14 protein-coding genes are annotated in these 15,594 nt (G+C 56.8%); 12 read left to right on the top strand and 2 right to left on the bottom strand.

Annotated features, from left to right (window positions below; translation table 11 throughout):
- Positions 1 to 17 precede the first annotated feature (17 nt).
- From ACFQ14_RS08320 to ACFQ14_RS08285, 8 genes are all read left to right on the top strand, one after another.
- On the top strand, positions 18 to 1,175 hold the full coding sequence (locus ACFQ14_RS08320; RefSeq protein WP_377212263.1) for a hypothetical protein: 1,158 nt from the start codon (positions 18 to 20) through the stop codon (positions 1,173 to 1,175).
- On the top strand, positions 1,175 to 3,079 hold the full coding sequence (locus ACFQ14_RS08315; RefSeq protein WP_377212262.1) for an AAA family ATPase: 1,905 nt from the start codon (positions 1,175 to 1,177) through the stop codon (positions 3,077 to 3,079). Before ACFQ14_RS08320 ends, ACFQ14_RS08315 begins: the two co-directional genes overlap by 1 nt.
- Positions 3,080 to 3,322: a hypothetical protein gene (locus ACFQ14_RS08310; protein ID WP_377212261.1), complete on the top strand. Its 243-nt coding sequence runs from the start codon at positions 3,080 to 3,082 to the stop codon at positions 3,320 to 3,322.
- 6 nt (positions 3,323 to 3,328) lie between these two features.
- Positions 3,329 to 4,618: a DUF6638 family protein gene (locus tag ACFQ14_RS08305; RefSeq protein ID WP_377212260.1), complete on the top strand. Its 1,290-nt coding sequence runs from the start codon at positions 3,329 to 3,331 to the stop codon at positions 4,616 to 4,618.
- Between the two features lie 34 nt (positions 4,619 to 4,652).
- The gene (locus tag ACFQ14_RS08300) at positions 4,653 to 5,762 is read left to right on the top strand and encodes a DUF2333 family protein (protein ID WP_377212259.1); all 1,110 of its coding nucleotides are present in this window, start codon (positions 4,653 to 4,655) and stop codon (positions 5,760 to 5,762) included.
- Between the two features lie 659 nt (positions 5,763 to 6,421).
- Positions 6,422 to 8,584 (top strand): anthranilate synthase, encoded by a 2,163-nt coding sequence (locus ACFQ14_RS08295; protein ID WP_377212258.1) that lies wholly within the window; start codon positions 6,422 to 6,424, stop codon positions 8,582 to 8,584.
- 9 nt (positions 8,585 to 8,593) lie between these two features.
- A complete protein-coding gene (gene hpaH, locus ACFQ14_RS08290) occupies positions 8,594 to 9,394 on the top strand; it encodes a 2-oxo-hept-4-ene-1,7-dioate hydratase (RefSeq protein WP_377212257.1) in 801 nt (266 codons plus the stop codon).
- A gap of 9 nt (positions 9,395 to 9,403) precedes the next feature.
- On the top strand, positions 9,404 to 9,787 hold the full coding sequence (locus ACFQ14_RS08285; RefSeq protein ID WP_377212256.1) for a 5-carboxymethyl-2-hydroxymuconate isomerase: 384 nt from the start codon (positions 9,404 to 9,406) through the stop codon (positions 9,785 to 9,787).
- Positions 9,788 to 9,841: 54 nt separating this feature from the next.
- Here ACFQ14_RS08285 and gndA read toward each other — a convergent pair whose 3' ends face one another.
- Positions 9,842 to 11,263, bottom strand: coding sequence for an NADP-dependent phosphogluconate dehydrogenase (gene gndA, locus ACFQ14_RS08280; RefSeq protein ID WP_377212255.1), 1,422 nt, complete (start codon positions 11,261 to 11,263; stop codon positions 9,842 to 9,844).
- A gap of 272 nt (positions 11,264 to 11,535) precedes the next feature.
- Between gndA and petA the strand changes: the two genes are divergently transcribed.
- The 4 genes from petA (at position 11,536) to ACFQ14_RS08260 (ending at position 15,015) form a co-directional block, all read left to right on the top strand.
- Positions 11,536 to 12,084, top strand: a complete 549-nt coding sequence (gene petA, locus ACFQ14_RS08275; protein ID WP_377212254.1) for a ubiquinol-cytochrome c reductase iron-sulfur subunit — start codon at positions 11,536 to 11,538, stop codon at positions 12,082 to 12,084.
- A gap of 10 nt (positions 12,085 to 12,094) precedes the next feature.
- Positions 12,095 to 13,420: a cytochrome b gene (locus ACFQ14_RS08270; protein WP_377212253.1), complete on the top strand. Its 1,326-nt coding sequence runs from the start codon at positions 12,095 to 12,097 to the stop codon at positions 13,418 to 13,420.
- A gap of 97 nt (positions 13,421 to 13,517) precedes the next feature.
- Positions 13,518 to 14,363 (top strand): cytochrome c1, encoded by an 846-nt coding sequence (locus ACFQ14_RS08265; RefSeq protein WP_377212252.1) that lies wholly within the window; start codon positions 13,518 to 13,520, stop codon positions 14,361 to 14,363.
- 106 nt (positions 14,364 to 14,469) lie between these two features.
- Complete coding sequence (locus tag ACFQ14_RS08260; protein WP_377212251.1) at positions 14,470 to 15,015, top strand: adenine phosphoribosyltransferase; 546 nt, start codon at positions 14,470 to 14,472, stop codon at positions 15,013 to 15,015.
- On the opposite strand, the gene ACFQ14_RS08255 is transcribed toward ACFQ14_RS08260, so the two are convergent.
- The gene (locus ACFQ14_RS08255; protein ID WP_377212250.1) at positions 15,012 to 15,593 is read right to left on the bottom strand and encodes a hypothetical protein; all 582 of its coding nucleotides are present in this window, start codon (positions 15,591 to 15,593) and stop codon (positions 15,012 to 15,014) included. The genes ACFQ14_RS08260 and ACFQ14_RS08255 overlap by 4 nt on opposite strands.
- Position 15,594: the final 1 nt, after the last annotated feature.

Here is a 15,594-nt window from a genome sequence, read left to right as displayed (position 1 = left end):
CGGGGCTAAGCGCTCCGATGGTGGCTAAAACCAAGAGTAAGAACGACACAGTCACGCGGTATTTCGAGGCTATCGATTCCGCGCTTTATTCGCTGGATATTTATCTGCGTGAGGAGAACTCGCCGCTTTATCAGCACGAGATGACGGGGCGCGTGCTGGCAGGATACATCCTGCGGCTGCGCCATTCGTTTGATGCCTGGAAGAACAAGGTCGCGTTTGCCGAGCGCTTTGCGATCAATCAGGCGGAGAGCGGCTACCCGACGTTCCAGAACGTGCTTGACCTTGATGTGGACGCCCGTTCTGCCGCTCAAAAGCTGGCGGGGATGCCCGATGGCGCCACACTGCGCGAAGACATGGTGGACTACATTCTGCTGAAAAAGCAGTTTCCTGCCGCGCTGCAAAAGGCGCTGGCGCAGCGTCTGTATTTTGAAGAAGTGATGCAGGGGGATGTGTTCCAGCCCAACATCCTGCCGGAGACGATTAAGGTTTCGATGAACCCGAAAACCGCACGGCCCTATTACGTGACCCACTGGGGGGCGTTCGATGGCTCGGCAAATTTGCCGATGGTCTATGTCGCGGTGCTGGAGGATTCCTCGAAAACAATGGGCAAACTGTTGCTCGACCGTTCGGGAAAGATTGCGGACAATCTTGATATACAATTCCCCGTTGGTGGGTTGCTGAACCCGGATTTGGCGCATCAGTTTGACGATTTCGCAGAGAAGAATTCATCCTATGGTCTGACGCTCTCGACCATTGCCGACAATATGGACAAGGATTTCGAGGAGCTACACCCCAAGCAATTGCGTCGCATCGTGATGGGGCCATTTTACAATGCGGGTGTGACGAGCCACGGCAAGATTGTCGAAAAAATTCTCGATACGGTGCGCAATCCTAACCACGCTTGGCTGCTGACATGGACGGTGCAGGAATTGCACTCAATTTCTGAAACGCCCGCCAAGCGCGGAATTTGGAGTTCCGAGGCCGCGCGGCAGACCTATCACATCGACACGGATAATCTCGAATGTGTGCGCCAAGGCGTGTCATCCTTCGAGCGCCATGCGCTTGTGCCGCATGAGGCGTATCAAGCGATCTACGCCAGCGGCAAACGCGACGAAATTTTCGACGGCTACCACACCCATGTGGTGAGCGGGAACCAGGTTTTGAGGGACTTCTAATGGACGCAGCACTTTCTACCCTTCGCGAAGACGATATCGCCAAGCACTTGCCCACTGCGCAATCGCTGATCACGCGGTTTGTGCATGTGACCATCGGAGACAATAAATCGAAGACGGAGCTTGCTGGCACGAGGCGGCGGTTTGTTTCGACAGTGTCGTCTGCGGGAGCGAAGTCTACGAATGAGGTGGAACTGATCAAAACGATTTCGGCGGTGAACCCGGACGATGCGATGCTGTCGATTGCACAGCACGGGCTGGTCTACAAAACGCGTCGTGCTGTGGCGGTGGCTTTGGCGGTCGCTGACCATTTTGGTGAGCAGACCGGGCTGGACGCGCTGACGAAAAAGAATTCGGGCGCGGCTTTGGCTGGCGAAGAGGCTGATCGGTTTCGTGGGTTGGTGGAGAGTTCCGCCTACGTGGCGGCGTTTTCAGCCGCCGCCTATCTGGTGCAGATGCTGCCCGATGATGCGGAGGCGGCAAGCGATATTCCCGAGCCTGAATTCCTGTTCGACACGCCGCAGGACGCGCTGAAAGGCTTGGTTGCGGCGCTGGATGCCTGTGTGGACGGTGCGCCGGACGACAAGGTGATGTCGTCGCGGGCGCGGACCTGTGCGCGGCTCGCAATCGATGAACTGCTGCAACGCCGTGCGCGGTTCACGGCGCTGGGGCCGTTCGAGCAGACGCATCTGAAGCTGGAAAGCGATGGGTTTGAGCTGAACGGCTTTGACGTCGCGCCGGGCGCGAAGCGTTCGAAACTGGTGATGCAGTTTAAAAAGCCGAACGAGATCATCGGCAACCACATCGCGAAATATCAGGCGATCAAGCTCGCCAAGATGTTGATGGCCTACGATTTCGAGCGGCAAATGAACCCGTTCGTCGATCTGGGCGGTTTCCTGTTTACCTTCATTGGTGACGGCGCACCCGGCACGGGTAAGACGATCCTGATCCAGATGATCGCCGGCATGATCAACGATTATTGTCAGGTCGCTGGCTATGGCTTCCACTATGAGAATTTCGGCGTGGACAATATCTCGTCCTATCAGGGCAAGTCGGGGCAGAATTGTAAGCAGTTCATCAACAACGTGCTGAACCCGAAGACGATTGGCTTTGGCACGGTGGACGATATCGACCAGATTGCCGCCAAACGCTCCGACGACCGCGCAAGCGCCGGTCAGCAGGAGGTGACGGCGGTGCTGATGGAAAGTTTCGCGGGCGCAAACACCGTTGTGCGCGGCAATTGCTCGTTCGGCATGTTCTCCAACTATCCCGAAAACGTCGACGACGCGCTGCGCCAACGGGCAGGCGCTCGCTGGCTGGTGGACGGACCGCAGACCCGCGACGACTATATCGACATTTTCGCGCTGCTGGCGGGCAAGAACCACAAGATCCCGCTGGGCGACCATGAGCTTTTTGAAGCGCAGGTTATCCAGAAGGCGGTGGGCGAAGCCTATGAGCAACTTTCCAAGCCGCAGGAAGATGGGCTGGAGAAGGTCTATGTGCGCTTTATGGACGAGGTGGGCGAGCCTAAAACGATGGCCGACGTCGGCACGTATTTGCACATGATCAAAGAGGCCGAGCCGCGCTTCACGGGCCGTGCGATCAAGAACATCACGGACGCGATCAAAATGCGGGCGATGGACATTGAATTGCCGGACGAGTGGTTCGAGGCGCCCGAGGCGTTCATGCACAAGGACTACGACACAAAGCGCGACATGATAGCCGAACTGCGCTCTCCCTTCACGATGGATATGGTCATGCAGGAGATCAACCGCTACGCAGACTCCGAGTTCCGTTATACGGACAAGAGCGACAACGCCGCCGTGGAGGAAATCATCCGCCGCGAACGGCAGCGCGAAAAAGCGGTTGGCGAGATCGAAGCCATGAAAAAAGAAGGACGATGGTAAATGGGTGAAACCGAACAGACGATATTTACGCTTCTGACAACGGGGCTGGTTTTGTTTTGCTTCGGTTGGTTGTTTCGAAACATGAGCCGCCTGTTCAGCGCGGATGAAGTGCAGCAGCAGGATGATTTTTCCACGCGGATGAATCAGATGTTGGGCGTGATCCGTCCGCCAATGGCTGTGCTGTTCACACTGGGCATTCCGGCTTTCCTCTACTTCGTCGTGCGCAGTGGGATCTGGTTCTAGCGGCTTATGAAACGTCTTGAAGAGTCAGAACTGATCTTTGGGCGCATGATGCGCATTGAAGAGCCGCATCTGATTGAGCGCTATAACGTGGCGCTGAAGGGCTTTGGTCTTAAGCCTACAAAACAAAAGTCGTTTCGAATCGACATGACCGGCTTTTCGCCGGAAGTGGCGGACGAATTGGACGACCGGGATTATCTCGACCCCAACCAGATCAACCGCCGTTTCATCATCCTGTCGCCGGAGCAGCAATCGCTGCCGGTGGTTCACACGGCGTTTTCGAATACCGGCCAGCTGATGCACGAATTCTTCGAGCACAACGCCAAGGCGATCAACGCGCTGACGATCAAGGATGTGGTCTATGGCGAGATCGATGACCCTGTGCTGGAAGCGCGGGATATTGAGGATTTGCTCTCCATCGAGCAGGTGAATTTCAAGGTCTATACGGGCACGAACCTTGCCGATCAGGCGACCGAATTGCGGCTGTTGATCGATCGGCTGAAGAAAGAAGAGCAGGCCTGGGCGGACGACGAATTGCTGACCGAGATGGTCGATCTGGCAAAGGTGACGGGCGATATTCGGACCAATGAACTGGTGCCGACCGAGACCGTCTTTCTGCATAAAGCGTTCTGGTCTTCGCATTTTGGCGGGGTCTACATCTTCATCGACCCGGACCAAACCACGGTGATCGGTAACCCCGAAGCGCCGGGGTTCCGCCGCTCGCGGCCCTGGCAGGTGGCTTACATCGATGCGCGAGATCAGGAGACGATCTATCGGTTTCTGGTAGAGACGGGGCGGCTGGAATTGCCGCGCGGCTCGTGGATGGAACGCTCCGGCTGGCTGGACTTGCGGCTGGAGACGTTGATCACGGTTTTGGCCTATCACGCGGAGCCGGAGGGCGATCACAAGACGTCTGACCGGCGCTGGATCAAGAATTGGGTGACGCGCAATTCGGAACTCGTGGAGAAAGAGGGCACGCTGCCCTTTCTGATGTGGGCGGAGCGGCAGCTTGAAAACTGGGCGCAGATTGATCTTTCTGAAATTGACCCGCGCGGGCGGTTTATCCTCTCCCGCGCCAAACCTGCCCACCCGGACCAATGGCTGGTCAACCGGCTGATTTCCGATCAGGTGCGGTTTGACTGGCTCTCGCGCTACATTTTCAACAAGCCTGCTTTCTATGCCGATTATGAAAAGTGGGGGGAGGGGCTTCGTGCTCATGTTGTGAAAACGGTGCGCGAGACCTATCTGAAAGACAAAGCAGGGCTGAGGCAGCATCTGTATGATTATCGCGGCGACTGAAGCGCCAACGCGCTAGCGCGCAAGGAGACTTGATATGCTTGATCCTGTGGTTCGGTTTTTTGAACGGATCTTCGACGCGATAGGGCGCTTCATAGGCTATATCGTTGCCGCTATCCTGTGGCCTTTCGTGGCGCTGACCACATGGGTGCGCAAGCGCGGCTTCATCATCAAAGGCGTTTTCAGCCTTATCATTATCGGCATCGTGGCCAGCTATGGCTATATGATCTATCAGACGCAATTCTGGCGTGGCTTCAACCCGGATTACGCAACCACATATGCCTTCGATCAACGCACCACCAAGCCCGGCCAGCCGACGCCGGGCGCGGAAGGCCAGTGCGGGCCGTCCGCCATCGTGGAAATGGCTGCGGACCTGACTGATTTCAACGTCAACCAGAACGGTTGGGTGCCATCCATGCTGCCCTATAAACTGGGTTTCTTCGGCATAGATTGGAAATACACTCCTTATTTCGACAACAAGGCGGCTTTCCAGCTGGGCGTGCACGAAATGGTGCGCCGCTCGAATTTTGAGGCCAAGGAGCGGTTGGGTCGTGTGCGGGGAACCTCCCAGATCGACCAAAATCTGCAAAACGCGCACCAGAATTCGAACTACAACGAGAATTATTGGTATTTCGAGCTCTCGCCCTTTGGCCCGAAAACCCCGACCCCATCGGAATATCGCTCTTCGATCAACAATCTAAAGGCGTTCAACACGCGGCTTGCAAGTTGCGATGCACTGTTTGACCCGCGCGCCGACAACCTGCTGCGCTTTCTTGACCAGATGGCGAATGCGCTGGGCTCAACTTCAGACATTCTGGGTGACCAAATGGAAGCATCGAATGCCGGTTGGTTCGACTTGCGGGCGGATGACCGCTTTTGGTTCACCTACGGCCAGCTTTATGCTCTGAACGGAATTATGGCGGCTGCACGGGCAGACTTTGGCGACGTGATTGAAGAGCGCAACCTGACGGCTGTGTGGAACAAGATGCAGGCGGAGCTGCGATCAACGCTGGAGATTGATCCGCTGATCGTTTCCAACGGTTCCGAATCGGCGTTCATGATGCCGTCGCACCTTGCAACCATGGGTTTTTATCTGCTGCGCGTGCGCACCAACATGGCCGAGATGCGCGATATTCTCGATCGATAGTCTTTGGGCGCTCCAAACATCTGATTTAATGCGATAAAAATTTTATTCGTTACGGGCGTGATTTTTGTCGATCGCGCTTGCGGCGTTAAGAGACTGTTTACACATACAACTTATAAGTGTATTTACTGGATCAAGACAACCGAAGCAGTTTGGAAGTCTCCAGAAACATATCGGCTGATCCCCCTGCTTTTCCTCAGCCGATATGTGTGCCCGTGCCAAGCGGGTTATTGGAAGATCCGGGTCAATCCGCCCGACCCGGATCTTCCCTTTGTTCTCCTACCGCGCTTTTGCGTGGATACAGCTTGGTCGTCTTTTTGGGGACGGCAGAACTATGGGCTGCGCTTTGGATTACCCTCCTGTGGCGCAGCCTTTTTTTACCCTCACTGTTCTGCCGGACCCATTTGGACGTCAAAAAAGAGAGGTGGCGATGCTTGTGGAGGCATTGCCGCCTTTCGCCCATTGTGGCTCTGCGCTTGCGCTTTTGGCTTCGGCTGGCTAGACAACTCCCATGTATATGAACGCAAAAATTTCTTGGTGGTGGGTTCGCTAGAAGGCGGCCACGGGATAGTTTTGCAAAAAGCAGATTGACCAAGCCGCCCCAGTGACCGGGCGGTTTTTTTGTGTCCGGTGCTGGTGGCGGCACAGGCTGGAGAGAGAGCATGGCGCAAGACGGATCGGTGTTTGAATATCGCACCAAGGGCGGCGTGGACGTGACCCGCACACGGGTGGCGACGCCCTATGGCGATGCGGTGCAGAGTTATGTCGACAAGCTGGACACACGCCGCGGGGCGGTGTTCTCGTCCAACTACGAATATCCCGGTCGTTATACGCGGTGGGACACGGCGATCATCGACCCGCCTTTGGGAATTGTTTCCAAGAACCGTGACGTGCGCATCGAGGCCTATAACGAGCGCGGCACGGTGCTTTTGCCGGCCATTTTTGCGGTGCTGAAAGACGATGATCACATCGCCAAAATCGAGCAGGCGGAGCGAGAAATTCGATTGACCGTGAAGACGCCCGAGGGCCAAGTGCCGGAAGAAATGCGTTCGCGGGCGCCGACGGTGTTTTCGGTTTTGAGGGCGGTGGTTGATCTTTTCCGCAGCGATGCCGATGCCAATCTCGCGCTCTACGGTGCGTTTGGTTACGATCTGACTTTCCAGTTTGACGCCATCGACTACAAGCAAAAGCGGCCAGAAGACCAGCGCGACATGGTGCTGTTTTTGCCCGATGAAATTCTCGTCGTTGACCATCATGCAGCGCAGGCTTGGCACGAGCAGTACGAATATTCCATCAATGGCGCGACGACCGAAGGGCTGGAGCGGGGCGGCGATGATGTGCCGTTTGTGCCTGCCGATCATGAGCCGGGACGGGGCGATCACACGCCCGGTGAATATGCGCGGCTGGTGGAAAAGGCCAAGGAGAAATTCGTTCGCGGCGACCTTTTCGAGGTCGTGCCGGGGCAGGTGTTCACCGAGCGGTGTGTCAATCCGCCTTCTGCCATTTCACGCAAGCTAAAAGAGATAAATCCTTCTCCTTATTCGTTTTTTATCAATCTTGGAGAGGGCGAATATCTGGTGGGTGCGTCGCCGGAAATGTTTGTTCGGGTCGAAGGGCGGCGCATCGAGACGTGTCCGATTTCCGGCACGATCAAGCGTGGCAAAGACCCGATTGAGGACAGCGAGCAGATTTTGAAACTGCTCAATTCCAAGAAAGACGAATCCGAACTTACGATGTGTTCGGACGTCGACCGCAACGACAAGAGCCGAGTGTGCGAGCCGGGTTCGGTGAAGGTGATCGGGCGTCGGCAGATCGAAATGTATTCGCGGCTGATCCACACGGTCGATCATATCGAAGGCCGTTTGCGCGAGGACATGGACGCCTTTGACGGCTTTCTGTCCCACGCCTGGGCGGTGACGGTGACGGGCGCGCCGAAGCTTTGGGCGATGCGGTTCATCGAGGAAAACGAAAAGAGCCCCCGCGCGTGGTATGGTGGCGCGGTGGGCATGGTTGGGTTCAACGGCAACATGAACACGGGGCTGACCCTGCGGACGGTGCGTATCAAAGATGGCATCGCGCAGGTGCGTGCTGGGGCGACGCTGCTCTACGACAGTGACCCACAAGAGGAAGAGGCGGAGACGGAATTGAAAGCCTCCGCCATGCTGAGTGCCATTCGCGACACGACGCTGGGCAATGCTTCCGGCACAGGGCGCAGCACGGCGAAGGTGGGCGATGGCGTTCGCATCTTGCTGGTCGACCATGAGGACAGCTTCGTCCACACACTGGCGAACTATTTCCGCCAGACGGGGGCGGAGGTGACGACGCTGCGCTCGCCGATTGCTGAGAGCGTGTTGGATGAAATGAAACCGCATCTGGTGGTGTTGTCGCCGGGGCCGGGCAACCCGAAGGATTTCGACTGTGCGGCAACCATCGCCAAGGCGCGGGCGCGGGATATTCCGTTGTTTGGCGTGTGCCTCGGCCAGCAGGCGATTGCGGAGGCCTATGGCGGGACGCTGGACCAATTGGCGGTTCCCATGCACGGCAAGCCTTCGCGGATCTCGGTATCTGAAAACTCTTTGGTGTTTTCCGGACTTGGGTCGGAAGTCACAATTGGGCGCTATCACTCGTTGCACGCGGCGAAGGACAGCCTTCCGAAAGAATTTCGGGTGACAGCGGAAACCGCTGACGGCATCATTATGGGACTGGAACATGAGAGCGAGCCGGTGGCGGCCGTTCAATTCCATCCCGAAAGCATCATGAGCCTTGGCGGCGATGCGGGGATGCGGATGATCGAGAACGTGGTTGCCCATCTGGCGAAGCGGTAGGGGAGAGACATGGACGCCAACGACCGCAATGCCATTGCCGACGCGCTGTTTGAGGCCGAGCGCACGGGCGTTCAGATCGCCATACCGTCGGTGCAGCATCCCGACATCACGATGGATGATGCCTATGACATCCAGCAGGGTTTCGTTTCGCGCAAACAGGCGGCGGGGCGGTCGATCATCGGCTGGAAGATCGGGCTGACGTCGAAGGCCATGCAATATGCGCTCAATATCGACATTCCTGATTCAGGTGTGCTGCTGGACGATATGGCTTTCGACCACGGGGCGAGCATTCCCAAGGGCCGGTTCATCGAGCCGCGCATCGAGGCGGAGATCGCCTTTGTGATGAAAGCGCCTCTTTCCGGCGAGAGCGTCACCCGTGAAGATGTGATAGCGGCCACCGATTTCGTCGCGCCGTCGCTGGAAATTCTCGACACGCGCGTGGTGCGCAAGGATGCGACGACGGGGCAAGCGCGGCGGGTGTTTGACACGATTTCCGACAATGCGGCCAATGCGGGCGTTGTGTTGGGGGTGCAGCGCCACGCGGTCGATGCTCACGATTTGCGGTGGGTGGGTGCTATCGTTTCGCGCAATGGCGAGGTTGAAGAGACGGGGCTGGGCGCGGGGGTGTTGAACGATCCGGTGGAAAGCGTGGTCTGGCTGGCGCGGCGCATGGCGCTGTATGGGCAGGCAATCGAAGCGGGGCATGTGATCTTGTCCGGTTCGTTCATTCGTCCGGTTGAATGTCCGTCAGGCAGCGAAATTCATGCTGACTTTGGTGCTTTCGGTTCCGTCGATCTAACCTTTGAATGAGAGCAGGCCATGCCGCATTTTATCGTTGAACATTCCGCTAATCTGAGTGAGCGGCACGATTTGAAGGAATTGGCCAAGGTCATTCATGCGGCTGCGGTGGAGACGGGCATCTTCCCGCTGGTTGGCATCCGCGTGCGGCTATACGAGGCGAAGATTTACGAGATTGCCGACGGGCACGAGGAAAATGCCTTCCTGGCCATTGTCGCGCGTATTGGCGCGGGGCGCACGATTGAAGCGCGAAAGGCGGCGGCGAAGTCGATCTTTCGGGCGGTCTGCGATTTTTTGGGCGATGATTTGAACAGCGGTCACCTTATGGTGTCGTTCGACATGGACGAGAACGATCCCGATGTGAGCTTCAAGAAGAACAGCGTGCGCACGCGGCTGGCGCATTAGATCATTTCAAACTCCGTTTGAAATGATCTGGCTGCTGGCACTCACGCTGTCGGCTCACCCCATAGCCCACGGTCCGTGGTGATCGCTTCCTTCTTCGTCGGTGCGCTCGAAGCCGTGGGCGCCGAAAAAATCGCGTTGGGCTTGCAGGATGTTCGCCGTGCTTTGGCCTTGACGGGCATAGTCAAAATAGGAAAGCGCAGCCGATAGCGCGGGCAGGGGCAGGGCGTGCTGTGCTGTCAGCGCCACGATGGTGCGAAGGTCGGCGTGGGTGGCTTTCATCTTGTCGGCGAAGGCAGGCGCGAGCAGCAGGCTTTCGAGCGCCGGATTGTTAGCAAAGGCGCTGGCGATGTCGTTGAGCATGACTGAACGGATGATACAGCCCGCTCGCCATATTTCCGCAACCCTTGCCAGCGGCGTGTTCCAGCCGTTTTCCTCAGACGCCGCACGGATGACCGAGAAGCCTTGGGCATAGGCGATGATCTTGCCTGCCAGCAGGGCGTTTTCGAGCTGCGTGATGATGGCTTCCATAGACGCACTGGAAATCACTGTGTCCGGCGTGCCGTAAAGCCGCTCCATCGTTTCGCGCTGGTCTTTGCCCGCCGAAAGGGCGCGAGCCGTGACCGCGGCTTCAATGGCTGAGGCGGGAACGCCGAGCTTCTGCGATTCGATGGCCGACCAGCGCCCCGTACCCTTCTGGCCTGCACGGTCGACGATCACGTCTATAATGTCAGCGCCAGTTTGGGGATCTTCGGTTTGCAAAATTTGCGCGGTGATTTCGATGAGATAGGAGCCGAGCGCGCCTTCGTTCCAGCGCTCAAAAACTTTGCCGATGGCTTTCGGCTCCATGCCCAACCCGTTGCGCATCACGCCATAGGTTTCGGCGATCATCTGCATGTCGCCGTATTCGATGCCGTTGTGCATGGTTTTGACGAAATGGCCCGCACCGTCCGGCCCCAGCCAGGCGGCGCAGGGCTCACCTTCGTGCTTTGCGGCGATGGCGTTGAGCATGTCTTCGACCAGTGCATATTTTTCAGCACTGCCGCCCGCCATTGTTGAGGGGCCGAATCGCGCGCCGACTTCGCCGCCGGAAACGCCGATGCCGAGAAAGCCGAATCCCTGATCTTCCAGCGTCTTTGTGCGGCGCACGGTGTCGTTGAAATCGGAATTGCCCGCGTCGATGAGCAGGTCGCCCTTTTCAAGGTGCGGAGTAAGGGCGGCGATCACCGCATCGACGACACTTCCCGCTTTCACCATCATGATGATGGTGCGAGGCGTCGCGATGCCTGCAATAAAATCCTCGATTTCATAGTGTCCGGTGAGACGAGCGCGCAAGTCGCCGGATTTTTCCAAAAACCTGTCCACGTCAGCGTTTGTGCGGTTGTGGACGGCGAGATCAAAGCCATTGTCGGCGATGTTGAGCGCAAGATTGGAACCCATGACGCCAAGTCCTGTCAGGCCGATGGAGGGTTTTGTCATGATGGGAGCCTTTCGATTGCGCTTCGGCGGCCTTTTTGGTGGCCTTTACAGCAGTGATAAGCCTCCTTTGGCGCGGGGAAATGGGTGCGACCCCATGCTACACAACAAATTTGCGACAAACTGCCCGAAAGGCCGCCGAAAGCTGGACAAGGGCGGGGTTGGGGCATAGGTAATCGCGTGAAGAGGAGCCGAAATCCGTCCAGATGTGACGGTGTGACGTGGCATCGGATGTCTGCTCCCTAAACCTATATCGAAGCACAGGATGAAAGCTCGTGAGCGAACATACTGAAGGCGACCCGAACCGTCGCGATTTTCTCTACATTGCTACTGGCGCTGCCGGTGCCATCGCCGTTGGCGGCATTGTGTGGCCCTTGGTCGCCCAGATGGGCCCCAATGCACGCGAGGTTGCGGCTGGTGCTCCTGTTGAGTTGAACATTTCCGAGATCGAGCCCGGTAGCCTTGTGAAAGTATTGTGGCGTGGGGCCACTTATTTCGTGCGCAGGTTGACTGAGGAGGAAGTTGCCGCTGCATCTTCTGCTCCGCAGGAAAACTACCGCGACTACGTTCCCGCCACAGACCGAATTGCTGGCCCTGCTGAAGGTTCGGCGGAATGGTCTATATATTCTGCCAACTGCACGCATTTGGGCTGTATCCCGAGTGAGGTGGATGGTGCGCTGGAGCAGTGGGTTTGCCCCTGTCACGGATCAAAATTCGACTCCACGGGCCGTGTTACCAAAGGTCCGGCAGCTATAAATCTGCCACAACCCCCCTTCGTTTTCGCTTCCGATGAGCTTTTGGTCATCGGTACAGACAAAGTTTAGGAGCCAAAGCATGAGCGGACACTCCACCTATCAACCAAAGTCTTCCTTCGGGAAATGGTTTGACGCGCGCCTTCCGGTCTACCGTTTGTTTCACGACAGCTTCGTGTCCTATCCGGTGCCGCGCAATTTGAACAACTGGTATACGTTCGGCGGTATTTTGGCTGTAATGCTGATCTCGCAGATCATCACAGGCATCGTGCTGGCAATGCACTACACGCCTGATGCTGCGTTGGCATTTCAGAGCGTGCAGCTTATCCGCCGCGACGTCACATATGGTGGCCTGATGCAGAGTTGGCATGCCGTTGGCGCATCGTTCTTCTTCATCGCGGTCTACATCCATATGTTCCGAGGCATGTATTACGGTTCCTACAAAGCGCCGCGCGAGGTGCTTTGGATTTTGGGTGTTGTGATCCTGCTTCTGATGATGGCAACCGCCTTCATGGGCTACGTGCTGCCTTGGGGACAGATGTCCTACTGGGGCGCTCAGGTGATCACCAATTTCTTCTCGGTAATCCCGCTGGTGGGTGATTCCGTGAGAGAATATCTTTTGGGTGGCTATTCCGTCGGCAACGCAACGCTAACCCGCTTCTTCTCGCTGCACTATCTGCTGCCGTTCATGATCCTCGGTGTGGTTATCCTCCATGTCTGGGCTCTGCACGTGACTGGTCAAACCAACCCGACAGGTGTGGAAGTCAAAAGCGAGCAAGACGTTGTGCCTTTTACGCCGTATGCGACTGTCAAAGACGCGCTGGCGCTGGTGATTTTCTTCGCTGTCATGGCCTACTTCGTGTTCTATCTGCCCGATTATCTGGGCCATGCGGACAACTACATCGAAGCTGACCCACAGGTTACGCCGGCGCACATTGTGCCGGAATGGTATCTGCTGCCATTCTACGCGATCCTGCGTGCGGTCGATTTCAACATTGGTATTCCGTTCACCGACATCGTGATCATCGACTCCAAACTCGGTGGCATTCTCGCAATGGTCGGCTCAATCGCTATCCTGTTCTTCCTGCCTTGGCTGGATACGTCGGATGTGCGCTCGGGTCGTTACCGCCCAACCTTCAAAATCTTTTTCTGGCTGTTCGCTATCAACTGCGTGTTCCTCGGTTATCTTGGTTCACGTCCTGCTGAGGGCATCTGGATCCCGCTGACGAAGGCTTGGACGTTCTTCTACTTTGCGCACTTCCTGCTGGTGCTTCCACTCCTTGGCTGGCTTGAAAAGCCGTTGCCACGCCCGGCCAGCATCACAGATGCCGTGCTCGGTGCGAGGAAAGACAGCTCAGGCGCTTCCCAGTTGGAAGGCGCTGCGGCTGCTCCGGAAACCAAGGGCTGACAAGAGACGCGACCTAGCGTTCCTTCGCCAAGCGTATGAACTGTATAAAAGGTGGTCGTCACGTCATGACGACCACCGATTTGTGAAAGAGACAACAATGACAAATATGTTCTCGAAGCTGATGGGCATTGCCGCTGGTGCGCTGGTTGCAATCGGCTTGACGGCGGGCGCATCTTTTGCGGCAAGTGGCTATCCGATCAACAAACCGCGCAACGCCGAGTGGAGCTTTGCCGGACCCTTCGGGACCTGGGACCAAGGCGCGCTGCAGCGCGGGTTTAAAGTCTATCGCGAGGTTTGTTCAGCTTGCCACGGCATGAAGCTGATTTACTTCCGTGATCTGGCTGACCTCGGTTATTCGGAAGACCAGATCAAAGCGATTGCTGCCGAATATGAAGTGCAGGATGGTCCGAACGAGGACGGCGAAATGTTCGAGCGCCCGGCACGTGCTGCGGACCGGATTCCAAGCCCTTATTCCAACGTCGCTGAATCCCGTGCAGCCAACGGTGGCGCTTATCCGCCGGATCTCTCATTGATCGCCAAGGCCCGCGCCCCTGAGCGCGGTTTCCCGACATTTATCTTCGACATTTTGACGATGTATGCAGAGAACGGGCCGGACTATATCTATTCGCTTCTCACCGGCTACAAAGAAGCGCCGGAAGGTGAAGAGATTCTCGACGGTCTGTACTACAATCCCTACTTCGTTGCAGGCAAAGCGTTAGCGATGGCCAATCCGCTGTCTGATGACATCGTGGACTATGACGATGGCACTCCCCAGACCGTTGAACAGTATTCCAAAGACGTCTCGCATTTTTTGATGTGGGCTGCCGAGCCGGGTCTCGTGGATCGCAAGCGTCAGGGTTTTGTTGTCCTGCTGTTCCTGCTGATCTTTGCCGGTTTGCTTTACTTCACGAAGAAAAAGATCTGGGCAAACGTCCAACACTAATTTAGCTTCGTATGATCGATTTGCAGAAGGCTCCGGCGCTTGTCTCCGGAGCCTTTTTGTTTGACTGTCGCGCCGAATGAAAGAACTGGCAGACGAGGGCTAAGCCTTGCATGAAACGCTGATTGAAGAACTGACGCGGACCATTCGCGCCATCCCGGATTACCCCAAAGAAGGTATCGTTTTTCGCGATATCACAACTTTGCTGCAGGATGCCCGCGCTTTCCGTCGCTCGGTCGATGCGCTGGTTCATCCCTATATCGGCATTGGCATTGCAAGCGTTGCAGGCATTGAGGCGCGCGGCTTTATTCTGGGTGGTGCTATTGCCCACCAATTGACGATCGGCTTCATCCCGATCCGCAAGAAGGGCAAATTGCCTGCCGATACCGTCAGCATCGCTTACAGTCTGGAATACGGCGTGGACGAGATGGAAATGCACCGTGATTCCATCGTGCCGGGGCAGAAGGTTCTGCTGGTCGACGATCTCATCGCCACGGGCGGGACGGCGGAAGCGGCCACCAAGATGCTGCAAGAAATGGGCGCAGAAGTGGTCGCTGCCTGTTTTGTGGTTGATTTGCCGGATCTGGGCGGTCGGGCAAAAATTGAAGCGCTCGGCGTGCCGGTGCGGACCTTGGTTGAGTTTGAGGGCGATTAATCGAGCCGCGAAATATCCCAGATGCTTTCCTGCGTCGCCGCCCATGCATCGAAACGGGCGCGGTAACCTTCGAGCGTTTCGTCTGGAATGGGTTTTCGAGGGTCGAGGCTCAATGAGTACGCCATGCCTTCGAGATACCAAGTCGGCAGGAATACAAAGGCGTAGAGGGAGCCGAAGCGCTCGTTCTGAACGTGGTGTATCAACTCGTGGCGCACGAAGTGGCGCTCCCAACCACGCATACGGACCACTATACCGTGCGTTCCGACGTTGAATGCTGCGGCATGGAATTGACCGAAAGCGTCGCTGCATTCGAGCGAATGGCAAAAGATCATTCGCGGCGTGTTCCGGATGTGGGCGATATTGGAGTGGACAAAGTCAATAGCTTCCGCCCTTAGCCTTTTGGCCCGCTTCAGGTGTGCAGGGTCATCAATGCAAATATTGTTTTCAACGCAGGTCACGCCGAAAAGATGGGGTGCCAGAACCCGGCTTGGCTTGTAGATGGCAAAAGCAACAGTGGGTAGAAGAATGAGGGCTGCGGCGAGGCCTGCGAAGAGCGTTCGTTTCCGTGGCAAGCGCATG

Source organism: Pseudahrensia aquimaris (assembly GCF_042676045.1).
Classification (GTDB): domain Bacteria; phylum Pseudomonadota; class Alphaproteobacteria; order Rhizobiales; family Rhizobiaceae; genus Pseudahrensia; species Pseudahrensia aquimaris.
Note: the sequence above shows the minus strand (reverse complement) of the source record. Positions and strands in the feature narration are given on the sequence as shown.

Coding starts and splice junctions, on each gene's coding strand:
- ACFQ14_RS08265 (WP_377212252.1), top strand. CDS start 13,518: ATGACAAATATGTTCTCGAAGCTGATGGGCATTGCCGCTGGTGCGCTG.
- ACFQ14_RS08320 (WP_377212263.1), top strand. CDS start 18: ATGGTGGCTAAAACCAAGAGTAAGAACGACACAGTCACGCGGTATTTC.
- ACFQ14_RS08315 (WP_377212262.1), top strand. CDS start 1,175: ATGGACGCAGCACTTTCTACCCTTCGCGAAGACGATATCGCCAAGCAC.
- ACFQ14_RS08310 (WP_377212261.1), top strand. CDS start 3,080: ATGGGTGAAACCGAACAGACGATATTTACGCTTCTGACAACGGGGCTG.
- ACFQ14_RS08295 (WP_377212258.1), top strand. CDS start 6,422: ATGGCGCAAGACGGATCGGTGTTTGAATATCGCACCAAGGGCGGCGTG.
- hpaH (WP_377212257.1), top strand. CDS start 8,594: ATGGACGCCAACGACCGCAATGCCATTGCCGACGCGCTGTTTGAGGCC.
- ACFQ14_RS08270 (WP_377212253.1), top strand. CDS start 12,095: ATGAGCGGACACTCCACCTATCAACCAAAGTCTTCCTTCGGGAAATGG.
- ACFQ14_RS08300 (WP_377212259.1), top strand. CDS start 4,653: ATGCTTGATCCTGTGGTTCGGTTTTTTGAACGGATCTTCGACGCGATA.
- gndA (WP_377212255.1), bottom strand. CDS start 11,263: ATGACAAAACCCTCCATCGGCCTGACAGGACTTGGCGTCATGGGTTCC.
- ACFQ14_RS08255 (WP_377212250.1), bottom strand. CDS start 15,593: ATGCGCTTGCCACGGAAACGAACGCTCTTCGCAGGCCTCGCCGCAGCC.
- ACFQ14_RS08285 (WP_377212256.1), top strand. CDS start 9,404: ATGCCGCATTTTATCGTTGAACATTCCGCTAATCTGAGTGAGCGGCAC.
- ACFQ14_RS08305 (WP_377212260.1), top strand. CDS start 3,329: ATGAAACGTCTTGAAGAGTCAGAACTGATCTTTGGGCGCATGATGCGC.